The following is a 13,530-nucleotide window of genomic DNA, read 5'->3' as shown; positions in this document are numbered from 1 at the left end:
TGGCTTGTCCCGTCAGAAGGTTTTGCCGCTGATCATCGCGAGATGATCGGCGATGGGACCGAGCGCGAGGCTCGGCAGGAAGGTCAGGCCGCCGACGATCAGGATGATCCCGACCAGCAGGCCGATCCACAGCGCCCCCGTCGTCGGGAACGAGCCTGCGCTTTCGGGCGTGTACTTCTTCGCGGCGAGCGACCCGGCGATGGCGAGCATCGGTACGATGATGAAGAAGCGGCCGAGCCACATCGCGACGCCGAGCAGGCCGTTGTAGAACGGCGTGTTCGCGGTCAGCCCGGCAAAGGCCGACCCGTTGTTACCGGCCGCGCTGGTATAGGCGTACAGGATCTCGGTGAACCCGTGCGGCCCCTTGTTCAGCGGCCCCGCCAGCCCGTCGGGCAGCACCGCGCTGAGCGCCGTGAAGCCGAGGATGACGAGCGGCAGGATCGCGATCGCGAGCACGGCGAGTTTCACCTCCCGCGCCTCGATCTTCTTGCCGACATATTCGGGCGTGCGGCCAACCATCAGCCCGGCGACGAACACCGCGAGGATGGCGAACAGCAGGAAGCCGTAGATGCCCGCGCCGACGCCGCCGATCACGACTTCGCCAAGCTGGATGTTGAGCAGCGGGATCATCCCGCCGAGCGCGGTGAAGCTGTCATGCATCGCGTTGACCGCGCCGCACGAGGCCGCGGTGGTGACGACTGAGAACAGCGCGGATGCGGCGATCCCGAAGCGGACCTCCTTGCCTTCCATGTTGCCGCCTGCGACGCCGATGCCGTGCAGGATCGGGTTGCCCGCGGCTTCCTGCGCATAGGTGATGGTGACGCCGGCGAGGAACAGCACGAGCATCGCCGAGAGGATCGCCCAGCCCTGTTTGGTGTTGCCGACCGCCTTGCCGAACGTCCAGGTCAGCCCGAAGCCGATGACGAAGATCGACAGCATCTGCACCAGGTTGGTGAGCGCGGTCGGGTTCTCGAACGGATGCGCCGAGTTCGCGTTGAAGAAGCCGCCACCATTGGTGCCGAGCATCTTGATCGCTTCCTGGCTCGCCACCGGGCCGAGCGTCAGCGTCTGCTTGAGCCCTTCCAGCGTGGTGATGTCGACCGTGCCGGCCAGCGTCTGCGGCACGCCACTGGCGATGTAGAAGAGCGTCACGACGACGCAGATCGGTACCAGCAGATAGAGGGTGACGCGGGTCATGTCGGCCCAAAAATTGCCGATCGTCGCCTCTTTTACATTTGGGGCCGATCGCCGCGCGAACCCGCGGAACAGCGCGAACGCCAGCGCGATGCCGGTCGCGGCCGACAGGAAATTGTGGATCGTCAGGCCGAACATCTGGGCAAAGTTCGACATGGTGGATTCGCCACCATAGCTCTGCCAGTTGGTGTTCGTCGTGAAGCTGATCGCGGTGTTGAACGCGAGATGCGGGCTGAGCCCGGCGAGCCCTTGCGGGTTGCCGGGCAGCACGCCCTGCAGCCGCAGCACCGCATAGGTCAGCGCCATCAGCAGCGCGTTGAACATGATCATGTGCAGCGCATAGCGGCGCCAGCCCTGCTCCTGTTTCGGGTCGATCCCGGCAAGTTTGTAGAAGCCGGTCTCCACGGGACCGAAGACCAGGTGGAGCGGCGTGCGGCGCCCTTCGTACAGCGCGAACAGCCACAGGCCGACGGGCTTGGTCAACGCCAGCAATATGCCGACGAAGCCCAGGATCAGGATCCATCCTTCGAATGTCATGCGGACGCGCTCCTAAAAGCGTTCGGGACGGATCAGCACCGCCACGAGATAGAAAAGCAGCCCGAGCGCGACGATCGCGGCGAGCCAGAGGTCGAGGGTCATGGCTGCGTCCTCACGCGTGGTCGCACAGCCGGACATAGGCGAGCGTTGCCGCCACCAGTCCGAGCATGAACGCTATCCAAAGTAGATCCTGCATCGGTCGATCCTTCAGAAGGCGGCGGTGAGCGAGGCGACGATCGTGCCGTCGGCGATCGATCCGGTGCCGTCCTGCCCGCGCGAGAAGCTCGGCTGGAGATAGGCGGCACGGCGACGCGTGATGTCGGTGTCGACATAGCTGACGTTGAGAGTCAGGGTCTTGTACGTCGCGTCCGCCCCCAGCGACCAATCCCAATAGTCGCCGGTCGGCGCCGCGCTGGTCGCGTTGGGGCCGAGACCGTCATTGCCCCAGCTATGGCCGATATGCGCCTTGGCGGTCAGCGGCGTGCCGGCAATCGCGAACGCGCCGTCGCCGGTCAGGTAGAGATTGTCCTCCGTGTCGCCCGCATCGGTGTAGATGCTGGTCGCGGCCTCGGCGCCGGTGCGGTACCATTTGCCGAGCGCCTGCTGGCTGGGCGCATAAAAGGCGCTCGCGGTCAGCGTCGCCGGGCCGGTCGTGCCGCTCAGCTTCACATAGGGTTCGGCATAGTCGGTCTTCGACGCGCCGCCCGGATACATGTACCAGGTCAGCCCGACGTCGAGCGTCGCATTGTCGGCCAATTTGTGCTTGTAGCCGCCGATCAGATCGAGCTCCATGTTCGAGCCACCGAACGTCCCCCAGCCCGCCAGGTTGGAGCCCCAGGCGCCGACATAGACGCCGCTATCGTGCGCGATCGTCAGGCCACCCTGGATCGCGCCGTCCTTGTCCGACTGCGACACGCCGCGCAGCCGATAGTCGGTCGCGAGCGTGACCGAACCGCTGACGGTCACGGGCGACGGCGGGGCGGTGTCCTGCGCGACGGCGGGCGTGGCGAGACCGGTCAACAAAACGGCGGCGGCGGCGAAACGAAGACTGTGCATTGCTATCCCCATGCGCGGGCGGCCGAAAGACTGGCGCACCGCGAGGACTGGCAATTAGGCCTTGGCGACGTAGCAATTCGAGATCGATTGCCCGCGTCGCGCGTATGTTTCGCGTAGTATTGTCGGAATTATCGCGCGCTGCGACGCAGGAGTATCCACCCCGCGATACCCGACAGGATCGACCCCGCGAACACGCCGATCTTCACCGAATCCATCGCGTGCGACGCGCCGGCAAACGCAGGCCTGCATTGGCGAACCCGAACGCCGGCGCGATCAGGAAGCTCGACCAGGGCTGGAGCGCATGGTCGAGACGGTTCAACGGCGGCGGGCCGCCGCCCGTCCGCAGCGGGATCGTCAGCGCGATATGGCCGGTGTAGAACAGCGCGACCCGAGCAAGGCCAGGATGCCGAGCGCAAATGCGATGTCGGTCGCCGCCGGAATTGCCCAGCCGCGCCGATTGGCGGGTGTGTGCATGTTGACGAGCAGATAGAGGCACGCCGCACCACCACGCCCGCAGGCGCCGCGGTACCGGGCAGGATGCGCTCTCCCCAGGTCGAGAAATGCCCCGAGACGAACTCGCTCCCCACCTCCAGCCCGATCAGCAGGAAGAACAGCGCCATCGCGCCGTCGTTGATCCAGTGCTAGACGCTCATCCCGCCGACCGCATGGTGCAGCGTCGCGACATAGGTCGGCGCGAGCGGCGAACTGGCGACGAGCAGCACGGCGATCGCCGCGGCCAGCAGCACGATCGCACCCGCCGCATCGCCCGCAAGGAAACGCCGGATCGCGGTCAAAGCCCCTCGCCGCCGACCCATTGCGCGTTCGACAGGCGGCGTGCGAGATCCCAGCTCTGGACCCGGATATCGGGGACCGCGACCACCTCCCACAGCCCGCCGCGGGTCATCGGGCCGATGCAGTGGATGCGATCGTCGGGCGTGCCGTCGGCCCGGATCGCGCGCGACTGCGCATCGACGTCGACGCCCAGCCGCAACGGATCCGGCCGGATCGCCCCCGCCGCGAGCAGATGCTTCACGAGCGGCTCCCCGGAGCGCAGCAGATCGCCCTGCGGCCCGGTGCAGTTGACGATCCGCGCGGCGCGGGTGACGACGGGCACCGTCTCGCCGCGTGGTCGCCAGCGCAGCACGGCGTGCGTGCCATCCGCTTGCGCGGACACGATCTTGCCCGCCGCGACCGTCAGCCGCCCGGACCCGACGAGCGCCTCGACCCGCTCGGCGACGCGCGGTGCGAGGCGATGGCGATGGACGTCCCAATAGGGCCGCAGATGCCGAAGGAACCGTCCGCGCACCTCCTGCGACGCGGCCGCCCACAACATCTGCGTGACCGGCCGAAGCTCGTCCACCGCGCACCGCCAGCCTTCGACCGCGGCCCTTGCGCGAACGTGGCGGACGAGGTCGGTCAGACCGCCCTGTGGCTTGTCCGCGACACCGCGGTGGGCGGGTGCGCCATCGACATGCCGTCGCGGCGACAGCCCACGCCGCGACATCGCCAGGATGCGTCCCGCAAAGCCCTGCGCATCGAGCAACAGCGCCGCATCGATCGCGGTCAGCCCGGTGCCGACCAGCACGACGGTGTCGTCCGCGCCAAGCCCTTCGGCGAGATCGGCCGCCCACGGATCCGCGCAATACACCCCCGCCGGCAACGCGTCGGGCTTCAGACCCGGCGGCGTATGCGGCGGCAGGTTGCCGAGCGCGAGCACCGCGGTGTCGGCGGCGATCGTCCGCCCGTCTGCCATCGTCAGCGTGACGCCCCCTCCTGCCAACGGGGCACCGGCCACCGGATCGATCGCGCAGACCTCGCCCTCGACATGGACGAGCCGTCCGTCCGACTCGGCGATCGCCGCATCGAGCAGTTCGCGCAGATACGCGCCATAGGTCGTGCGCGGGACGAAGGTGGTACGGTCGCCCTTGCCATGCGCCTCCAGCCAGCGGACGAAGTGACCGGGGTCGTCGGGCAGCGCGCTCATGTTCCCCGCGCGGACGTTGAGCAGGTGATCGGGATGTGCCGCGCTGTACGCGACGCCGCGCGCGAGCTGCCGGTCGCGGCGCTCGATCAACGTGACGCGCGGCCCCTCGTGTCGCATGAGGTTGACCGCGAACAGCGCGCCGGAGAACCCGCCGCCGACGACGACGACATGATCCTCGGGGCCCGCAATCCGCGGCATCGTCGCTTGGTCGTCCATCTGTTCGCTCACCCGTTCCGTCGGGGAACGCCATGCCCGATCCGGCGCGGCGCGCCCAGCCCCCCGCTCATCCTCCCCCGCCAGGAAGAGGTGGCACCGCAGGTGACGGAGGGGGAGGACACGCAACAGCCGTTTCCCTTACCTCCCCCTCCGACTGGCAAGCGCCAGCCACCTCCCCCTGGCGGGGGAGGATCGATATTGGTCGCTTACGGTCGGAACGCACCGATCCCGGCGATCGCCATCTTCGGCTGCGCGGTCGCGACGCTGGTGAAGCCCAGCATCAGGTACCGCGCCTGGCGCGGCTTCGCGAAGGTGATGCGCTGCGTCGCGCGGGCATAGGCGATGTTGCCGAACTCCCCCTCGCCCGCGGGCGTCCAGGTCTTGCCGTCCTCGCTCGTCTCGACCCGGTAGCGCCCCGGCGGGCCCGCATCGGGCAGCGCCTGACGCGTCGGCGTCAGGCTGAACCCTGCGACCTGCTCGGCCTTACCCATGTCGATCATCAGCATGATTACGCTCGTGGGCGTCGGCGCAGGCGTCGTCCAGACGGTCGCGAGATCGTCGTCGAGCACCGCCTCCGCACCGGGCAATGTCGGCTTGAGCGCGCCCGCCAGCGATGTCTCGCCCGCGAAGTCCGGCTTGCCCGATTTCATCGCCAGGCTGTGCTGCGTTGCCCCCGCGATCGTCCACCCGGTCTTGGCGATGATCTTGTTGCCCGTCGCCTGCGACGCCACGACCGCAACCGGCGCAACGCTCAGGAACAGCGACAGCTCGGTGATCGCGGGGCACGCGGGTGCCTCGACGATCCGCAGCCGCACGCGGCGCGCGGTGACGGGCGCGGGCAGCCGGACGATCCGCTGGGCGCCGATGCACTCGTGCACCGCGACCTCGCGCCACGCGCCGTTCGCCTCCGCCACATCGATCGCGAACTTCGTCACGCGCACGCCAAGCGCCAGAGCCTCTCGGATCCGGATCAGGTCGAACCGGCGCCCCGGCGGCAGGTCGAGCACCAGCGAGGGCGTCTTCACCGCGTCCGGCGTGCTCCAATAGGTGTCGGGATTGCCGTCGAGCACGTTGGCGGCCGCAAACCGGGGCCCGCGAACCGCCGAAGCGCTCGCCACCGCGCCCTTCGCCAGATCGGTCCTGAAGCTCGCGCGCAACGCATCGCCGAACGATTTGAGCGAGGCGAGATCGGGCTCGGCGATCAGACCGCGACGATCGGGCGGCAGGTTGAGCATCATGTTGGTGCCGCGCCCGACCGACTCGTCGTGGAACTGCATCAGCCGCTGCGGCGACTTCACCTGCAGATCCTCGTCGGCGTGATAGAACCAGCCGGGCCGGATCGACGTGTTCGTCTCCGCCGGCCACCAGAGCGGCGCACCGCGCACGCCCGAATTGCCCTCGGCCTGGACATAGGGATGGTTCGGCATGGTCGGCCAGCAGGGGTCGCCCGCATGCCCGTCCTCGTTGCCGACCCAGCGGATATCGGCGCCGAGCGGATCGAAGGTGCACGCCATCGGCTGCAATTTGTGGACCAGCGCGATGATCGACGGCCAGTTATAATATTTCGGCGCATCGATCTTCCGCGCCTCGCGCGCGCCGCCATAATAGCCGTCGCCGCCGTTCGCACCGTCGAACCAGACCTCGAACAGCTCGCCGTAATTCGTGCACAGATCAGTCAGCTGCGCGCGGAAATAGTCGATGTACGCGGGCGTCCCGTAATCGGCGCGGTTACGATCCCAGGGCGACAGATACAGTCCGTAGGAAATCCCGCCGCGCCGGCACGCGTCGCCCAGTTCGCGAACGATGTCGCCCTTGCCGCCCTTGTACGGGCTGTTGCGGATGCAATGCTCGGTGAGCCTGGTCGGCCAGAGGCAGAAGCCGTCATGATGCTTGGCGGTGAGGACGAGGCCGGTCAGCCCCGCGCTCTTGGCCGCCGCGACGATCTGATCGGGATCGAACGCGGTCGGATCGAACAGCTTGGGATCCTCGTCGCCATAGCCCCATTCCTTGTCGGTCCAGGTGTTCAGCGTGAAGTGGACGAAGCCGTAGCGCTCGCGCTTGTGCCAGGCGAGCTGGCGGACGCTGGGCGTCGCGCCCCAAGGAGCAGGCGCGCCGACCGGGGCGGCGGCGTTCGCTCGGCCAGCGGCAGCGGTGGCAAGCGTTCCGGCGATCAACGCGCGGCGATTCAAATCCAAGGTCATCGCGAAACTCCGGTTGTTGCTGGCGGCCGATCCGCGGGGGCGCGGCCAAAATCACGGTTAGGCGTCGCGGCCATCTCGAACACAAGCCGTCCGCCGCGGACGATATCGGCATGCGCGATCCAGCTCTTCGTCCAGGGACGGCCGTTCCACGCCACCGACTGGACATATGGCCGGTCGGGACCATTGCCGCGTGCCTCGACGACCAAAGTCTTGCCAGCACCAACGCGCATCTCCGCCCGATCGAACAGCGGCGACCCCAGCACATAATTCGCGCTCACCGGATCGACCGGATACAGCCCGAGCGCGCTCAGCACGAACCAGGCGCTCATCTGCCCGCAATCGTCGTTGCCGATGATGCCGTCGGGATCGTCCTTGTACATCTCGGTCAGCAGCCGGCGGACCATGGCCTGCGTCTTCCACGCCGCGCCGCAATAGGTGTACAGATAGGCGACGTGATGGCTCGGCTCGTTGCCATGCGCATATTGGCCGACCAGCCCGGTGATGTCGGGCGGCGCGTCCTTGGGTAGCGTAGACGGCGCGTTGAAAAGGCCGTCGAGTTTTGCCTCGAACTTGGCATCGCCGCCCATCGCCGCGATCAGGCCGTAGACGTCGTGCTGGTTGAGGAACGTCGCCTGCCAGCCATTGCTCTCGGTATAATCGCGCCATTTGCTCGAATGGCCGAGCGCGATCGGATCATAGGGCGTCGCCCATGTCCCGTTCGCGAGCTTCGGCCGCGCGAAGCCGATCGACGCATCGAACACGTTGCGCCAGTTGCCGCTCCGCTTGCGCAACCGCGCCGCCTCCGTGCTCGCGCCCGCCGCATCGGCCAGATGCGCCGACGCGTAATCGTCATACGCATATTCGAGCGTGCGCGAGACCGACTCGAACACCGTGTCGGCGGGTATGTAGCCCATCGTGTCGTACGGCTTGATCCCCAGGCTGTTGTCGAGATTGGGCATCGCGAAGTCGAACGACCGCCGCCGCACGTTCGGCCACGCCGCGGCGTAGTTCGCGGGCACGCCCTTCGCGCGCGCCTCGGCCATCACCGACACCGAATGCCAGCCGATCATGCAGCCCGTCTCGACCCCCTGCAGCGGCCAGACCGGCGGACCGTACGCGCTCTGCTGCGTTTGCCGGATCAGGTCGCCGACGAGCTCCGCGGTGCGCTGCGGCTCGATCAGCGTGAGCAAGGGATGCAGCGCGCGATACGTGTCCCACATCGAGTAGCTGCTGTACGCGCGATCCTTCGTGGCGCCGTCATGCACCTTGCGATCTAGCCCGACATAGCGCCCGTCGACGTCGGAAAAGAGCGTCGGTGCGAGCTGCGCATGGTATAGCGCGCTCGCCATGATCGTGCGCTGCGCGGGCGTGCCCCCCTCGACGCTCACCGCGGCGAGCGCGGGCGCCCAGATCTTGGTCGCATCGGCACGGTAGCGATCGAAATCCCAATGCCGCGCCTCGGCCGCCAGGTTCTTGCGCGCACCCGCGACGTCGACCGCGGAGATGCCTGTGCGGATCACGATCGGCGCGGCGCCGGCGTCGTCATAATGCAGCACCGCCTTGACGCGCTTGCCCGCGACGCCCTTCGCGCCCGCCGCCTGCGCTACGTCGCCATCGCCGTAGAACACGATCCGGTCGGGCTTGCGCGACAGCTGCATCGCAAAGTGGATCCGCCGCCCCTTCGCCCAGCGGAACACGCGGCGGCTGCCGGTCAGCATCCCGGTCGCGTCGAGGTTCAGCGACGCATCGTCGATCAGCACGCCGTGATCCCATTTGTCGAGGATCAGGTGCGACAGATCGACCAGGATATGCCCTGCGCCCGCCGGGAAGACGTGACGCTGAATCCCCGTCCGCTCGGTCGCGGTCAGCTCCGCGCGCACACCCGATTCGAGCGTCACGCGGTAATAGCCGGGCTCGGCATGCTCGGCGGTGAAGCGCTGGCGATACCCCGCATCCGGATCGGCGAGCGTCCCCGGGGTCAGCTGCACTTTCCCACGCGTCGGCACGACCAGCACGTCGAGCATGTCGCCGATCCCGGTGCCCGACAGATGCGTGTGGCTGAAGCCCATGATCGACGTGTCAGTGCGGTGATAGCCCGAGCACGCATCCCAGCGCTCGACATCGGTGTCGGGGCTGAGCTGCACCATCCCGAACGGCAATGTCGCGCCCGGATAGGTGTGGCCGTGGCCGCCTGTGCCGACGAACAGATCGGGCGCGGTCGTCTTGGCCGGCGTGGCGGCGAACGTCGCGCGCGCGGTCAGCGCGAGCGCGCCGCTCCCGGCAAGGAGCATACGGCGGGAGATGGTCATGCGCGGACTCCGAGAAGTGCGGGGCGTTTGGCGGCGATGTCGACGATCAGCTCGCCGAACAGCCCGTTCGCCCAGGCGAACCACGACCGCGTGAACTTCGCGCCGTCGTCCTGGTTGAAGGATTCATGCATGAAGCCGGTGCCGCCATGCGTGGATTTCAGCGAGGCGAGGCTGCGCGCGACGGTCGCGTTGTCACCGGTCTCGAGCGCGTTCAGCGCGTGCATCACGATCGCCATCGGCCAGATTTCGCGCAAGCCAGTATGCGGGCTGCCGATCCCCTCCGCCGCCTTGCCGGTGAAAAAATAGGCGTTGTCCTTGCTCCAGGCGTGCGCGGCGGTGCGCCGCCAGAGCGGATCGTCGGCCTTTACCGCGCCGAGATAGGCGAGCCCCGACAGGCTCGGCACATTGGCGTCGTCCATGAAGATCGCGTTGCCATAGCCGTCGGTCTCGTACGCCCAGACGGGCTGGCCGTCCGCGCCTTTGGTCATCCCGTGCAGCCGCAACGCCGCCTCGACCTCGTCCGCCAGCGCGCTCGCATCCGCCGCCAGCGCCGTGTCATGCCGCGCGCGCGTTGCCAGTTCCGCGACCTGACGCAGCGCGCGCACCGCGAAGATGTTCGACGGGATCAGGAACGGCAGCACGCACGCGTCGTCCGACGGGCGGAACCCCGAATGGATCAGCCCGACCGGCCGCGACGGCGGACCATAGCCGTCGAGCGGCATGCTCTCGCCGACGATCGGCGACGACCGGCGGAAGCGATACGGCCCCGGCCCGTCCTTGCGCTGCTGCTCGCGAAACGTCCGGATCGACGCGCGCGCGCCGTCCGCCCACAGCGCGTCGAACGGCGCGGTGTCGCCGGTCGCCTGCCAATAGGCGTGCGCGATCCACATCGGGTAGCAGAGCGAATCCACCTCCCATTTCCGCTCGCCGACGCCCGGCTTCATCACCGTGTCGTCGCTGAGCGACCAGCTGAGATTGGTCTTCGCCGACGGGTCGTGCATGAACGCGTTGGCATAGGGGTCGATCAGGATGCACCGCGCCTGCCGCGCGATCAGCCCGCGGAACAGCGTTCGCAACGCCGGATCGCGCTTCGCCAGCGGCAGATACGGATGCACCTGTGCCGAGCTGTCGCGCAGCCACATGCAGTCGATGTCGCCGGTGATGACGAACGCATCGGGCTTGCCGTCCACGCTCCCCATGAACACCGTCGTGTCGAGCGTGTTCGGGTAGCAATTGCCGAACATCCAAGCAAGTTCGGGATCGCCGATCTTCGCCGTGACGCGCGCGATCTCCGCCTCGACCGCGCGGCTGATGTAGCGGCGAGCGGCGAGCTTCGGGCGCTTGCTGACGAACGACGGAGCGGCGGATCGCAGCGGTCCGGCGAGGCCAAGCGCCGCGGCGCCCGCTATGAGCATGCGGCGGTCTATCATTTCGGCAAATCCTTCGTTCCCGTCACGGTGAAGACGGTATCGACCCCCGGCCCGTCGCCTGGCTGGCCACCACCGATATGCAGCCGGTATTCGCCCGGCACGACGCGACGAGTGCCAGCCGTATCGACGCTGCTCATCCCCCGTGGATCGATCGTGAAGGCCACCCGTGCCGTCTGGCCCGGCTTCACTGTCTGCCGCCTGAACCCAACGAGCTGGCGTTGCAGCACCGGATCGTTGAAGCGCGGCTTCACCGCCGGCTCGGGTGGCACGAGATACGCCTGCACCACCTCGTCGCCCGCGATCTTGCCCGTGTTCTTCACCGGCACCTCGACCGTGACGCTCTCGCCCGCAGCAATCGTGCTGCGCAGCAATTTGGGTGCAGCATAGGCGAACTGGGTATAGCTCAGCCCATGGCCGAAGCCCCACAGCGGCGTGCCGGTGAAGTAGCGATAGGTCCGCTCGCGCATGTTGTAGTCGATGAACGCGGGCAGATCGCGCGTTTTCGCGTAGAAGGTCAGCGGCAGGCGCCCGCCCGGATTGTTCGTGCCCGTCAGCGTATCGGCGATCGCCTGACCGCCCGCCTGGCCCGGATACCAGCCGACCAGGATCGCGTCGGCATGCGCCTTCGCCCAGGTCAGCGCGACCGCGCTGCCCGTCATCAGCACGACGACCAGCGGCTTGCCCGTGGCCTTGGCGGCTTCGAGCAGCTTCACCTGCGCGGCGGGCAGTCCGATATCGGTCCGATCGCCGCCAGAGAAGCCGGCGACCTCGATCTGCAACGCCTCGCCCTCGACCGCAGGCGACAGCCCAACGAACGCGACGATCGCGTCGGCATCCTTCGCCGCGGCAACCGCCTCGGCGATCTGTGCATCGGCGGGCGCGGTCCAGGTCAACCGAAGCCCCTGATCCTCGCCGCTATGCGCCAGCTCTACGCGGATCGAATGCGCGCCCGCGGTCAGCGTCACCGCTGCCTCGACATTCTTGCCGCTGCCATCGTCGTCGGCGACCAATTTGTCGTCGATCCACAGTCGCGCGGGGTCATGCCCCTTGCAGTCGAAACAGCGCGGCACGTCGAGCCGGAACACATAGTCTCCCGCGGCCAGCGCGGTGACCGTACCGGTCCAGCGCACCGAGAATGCGGTCGGATCGATCCCCGGTGCGGGCGCGGTGCGATCCCAGTCGAAATCGATCGTCCGGTCCGCGCGCACCACCGGCGTGCCTGAGAAATCGCTTCCCCGGAAATACTCGCCCCGCAGCGACAGCGCGGTATCGGGCACCGGCACCGGTACGCCCTCGGCGATGCTCGATCCTTGCGCATATCGGACACCGCCAAACGCCGTCCGCAGCGCCGCGAGCGGCGTGACGGGCGCCGCCGCGGTCCCGTGATAATTCGCCTCCAGCACGTCGATGCTGTCGGCATTCGGCCCGATCACCGCGATCCTGGCCGAGGGTTTGAGCGGCAGCACGCCATTGTTCTGGACCAACACCATCGCCTTGCGCGCCGCCTCCAGCGCCAGCGCACGGTGCGCGGGCGTGTCGAACTCGGTCGGCTTGATTGTGTCCCATGGGCTCGTCGCGCCAAACGCGCCACCGAGCATCCGCCGCACCGCGAACGTCCGCGTCAGGCTCGTGTCGAGCGTCGCCTCGGGCACCAGCCCTCGGCGCACCGCATCGCCGAGCGCCGCGTAGGTGCGGCCGCAGTTGAAATCCATCCCCGCCGCAATCGCCGCCGCGGATCCACCCGCGGCATCGGGCCGGTAATAATGATAGTTCGCGATATTCCCGACCGCATCGCAATCGGACACGATCAGCCCCTTGAAGCCCCATTCCTTGCGCACCGTCTGGTCGAGCAACGGGGCCGACGCGCAGACCGGCACGCCGTGAATCGCGTTGTACGCGCACATCGTCGACAGCGCGCGCCCCTCGGTCAGCGCCATCCGGAACGCAGGGAGGAACGTCGCCTCGCGATCATGCGGCGAGATATCGACGTCGAACCCGTCGCGCCCCGCCTCCGGCCCGCTATGCGCGGCGAGGTGCTTCGGCGTGCCGATGACCTTCGGGTGCGCGAGATCCGGCCCCTGCAACCCGCCGATGAACGCAACGCCAAGACGCCCCGTCAGATACGGGTCCTCGCCATACGTCTCCTGCCCGCGACCCCAGCGCGGATCGCGGAAGATGTTGATGTTGGGCGACCAGATCGTCAGTCCCTGATAGCGCGCGCGGTCGCCCGCCGGCAGCGCGTTGGACTTTGCGCGCGCCTCGGTCGACACGACGTCGCCGACGCGCCGCAGCAGCGCCTCGTCCCAGGTCGCGGCAAGGCCGATCGCCTGTGGGAACACCGTCGCGACGCCGTTGCGCGCGAGCCCGTGCAGCCCCTCGTTCCAGTAATCATAGGCCGGCAGGTTGAGCCGCGGGATTGCCGGCGCGACGCTCTGCAACTGCGCGACCTTTTCGTCGAGCGTCATGGTGCGGACGGCCGGATCGACCGTCTGCGCGAGCGCCGACGACGCGAGCAACAGGCCGATCGGGGCAAGCGCGAGCCGCGCAACAGCCGTCATCCTGGGCTCGACCCAGGATCCAGGGCCACGGGCGGCGCGGTTCGT

The 13,530-nt window shown here is 68.1% G+C and carries 10 protein-coding genes and 1 pseudogene; all 11 read right to left on the bottom strand.

The window, feature by feature from the left end; all coding sequences use genetic code 11:
- Window positions 1–12 precede the first annotated feature (12 nt).
- Window positions 13–1,731 (bottom strand): potassium-transporting ATPase subunit KdpA, encoded by a 1,719-nt coding sequence (gene kdpA, locus ASE88_RS09410; protein WP_056477724.1) that lies wholly within the window; start codon window positions 1,729–1,731, stop codon window positions 13–15.
- A gap of 12 nt (window positions 1,732–1,743) precedes the next feature.
- Window positions 1,744–1,833, bottom strand: a complete 90-nt coding sequence (gene kdpF / locus ASE88_RS09405; RefSeq protein ID WP_055875324.1) for a K(+)-transporting ATPase subunit F — start codon at window positions 1,831–1,833, stop codon at window positions 1,744–1,746.
- Between the two features lie 105 nt (window positions 1,834–1,938).
- Window positions 1,939–2,787, bottom strand: a complete 849-nt coding sequence (locus ASE88_RS09400; protein ID WP_056477722.1) for a TorF family putative porin — start codon at window positions 2,785–2,787, stop codon at window positions 1,939–1,941.
- 202 nt (window positions 2,788–2,989) lie between these two features.
- Complete coding sequence (locus ASE88_RS19875; RefSeq protein WP_414893885.1) at window positions 2,990–3,139, bottom strand: Na+/H+ antiporter NhaA; 150 nt, start codon at window positions 3,137–3,139, stop codon at window positions 2,990–2,992.
- A 2-nt stretch (window positions 3,140–3,141) separates the two neighbouring features.
- Window positions 3,142–3,407, bottom strand: a pseudogene (locus tag ASE88_RS19870) (Na+/H+ antiporter NhaA).
- A 21-nt stretch (window positions 3,408–3,428) separates the two neighbouring features.
- Complete coding sequence (locus tag ASE88_RS18895) at window positions 3,429–3,581, bottom strand: hypothetical protein (protein ID WP_156348146.1); 153 nt, start codon at window positions 3,579–3,581, stop codon at window positions 3,429–3,431.
- Entirely contained in the window at window positions 3,578–4,987 is a 1,410-nt protein-coding gene (locus ASE88_RS09395; RefSeq protein ID WP_082466445.1) for an FAD/NAD(P)-binding protein, read from the bottom strand. Before ASE88_RS09395 ends, ASE88_RS18895 begins: the two co-directional genes overlap by 4 nt.
- Window positions 4,988–5,193: 206 nt before the next feature.
- Window positions 5,194–7,188 carry an alpha-L-fucosidase gene (locus ASE88_RS09390; protein WP_056477720.1) on the bottom strand — a complete coding sequence of 665 codons (1,995 nt, stop codon included), beginning with the start codon at window positions 7,186–7,188 and terminating at the stop codon, window positions 5,194–5,196.
- Window positions 7,185–9,497: a GH92 family glycosyl hydrolase gene (locus tag ASE88_RS09385; protein ID WP_056477717.1), complete on the bottom strand. Its 2,313-nt coding sequence runs from the start codon at window positions 9,495–9,497 to the stop codon at window positions 7,185–7,187. Before ASE88_RS09385 ends, ASE88_RS09390 begins: the two co-directional genes overlap by 4 nt.
- Window positions 9,494–10,927 carry a glycoside hydrolase family 125 protein gene (locus ASE88_RS09380; RefSeq protein WP_056477715.1) on the bottom strand — a complete coding sequence of 478 codons (1,434 nt, stop codon included), beginning with the start codon at window positions 10,925–10,927 and terminating at the stop codon, window positions 9,494–9,496. Before ASE88_RS09380 ends, ASE88_RS09385 begins: the two co-directional genes overlap by 4 nt.
- Window positions 10,924–13,485 (bottom strand): glycoside hydrolase family 3 protein, encoded by a 2,562-nt coding sequence (locus ASE88_RS09375; protein WP_056477714.1) that lies wholly within the window; start codon window positions 13,483–13,485, stop codon window positions 10,924–10,926. Before ASE88_RS09375 ends, ASE88_RS09380 begins: the two co-directional genes overlap by 4 nt.
- Window positions 13,486–13,530: the final 45 nt, after the last annotated feature.

Source organism: Sphingomonas sp. Leaf38 (assembly GCF_001421825.1).
GTDB lineage: Bacteria > Pseudomonadota > Alphaproteobacteria > Sphingomonadales > Sphingomonadaceae > Sphingomonas.
Note: the sequence above shows the minus strand (reverse complement) of the source record. Positions and strands in the feature narration are given on the sequence as shown.

Excerpts from the sequence above, each read along its gene's own strand:
- kdpA (WP_056477724.1), bottom strand. The coding sequence starts at position 1,731 with ATGACATTCGAAGGATGGATCCTGATCCTGGGCTTCGTCGGCATATTG.
- kdpF (WP_055875324.1), bottom strand. The coding sequence starts at position 1,833 with ATGACCCTCGACCTCTGGCTCGCCGCGATCGTCGCGCTCGGGCTGCTT.
- ASE88_RS09400 (WP_056477722.1), bottom strand. The coding sequence starts at position 2,787 with ATGCACAGTCTTCGTTTCGCCGCCGCCGCCGTTTTGTTGACCGGTCTC.
- ASE88_RS09395 (WP_082466445.1), bottom strand. The coding sequence starts at position 4,987 with ATGGACGACCAAGCGACGATGCCGCGGATTGCGGGCCCCGAGGATCAT.
- ASE88_RS09390 (WP_056477720.1), bottom strand. The coding sequence starts at position 7,188 with ATGACCTTGGATTTGAATCGCCGCGCGTTGATCGCCGGAACGCTTGCC.
- ASE88_RS09385 (WP_056477717.1), bottom strand. The coding sequence starts at position 9,497 with ATGACCATCTCCCGCCGTATGCTCCTTGCCGGGAGCGGCGCGCTCGCG.
- ASE88_RS09380 (WP_056477715.1), bottom strand. The coding sequence starts at position 10,927 with ATGATAGACCGCCGCATGCTCATAGCGGGCGCCGCGGCGCTTGGCCTC.
- ASE88_RS09375 (WP_056477714.1), bottom strand. The coding sequence starts at position 13,485 with ATGACGGCTGTTGCGCGGCTCGCGCTTGCCCCGATCGGCCTGTTGCTC.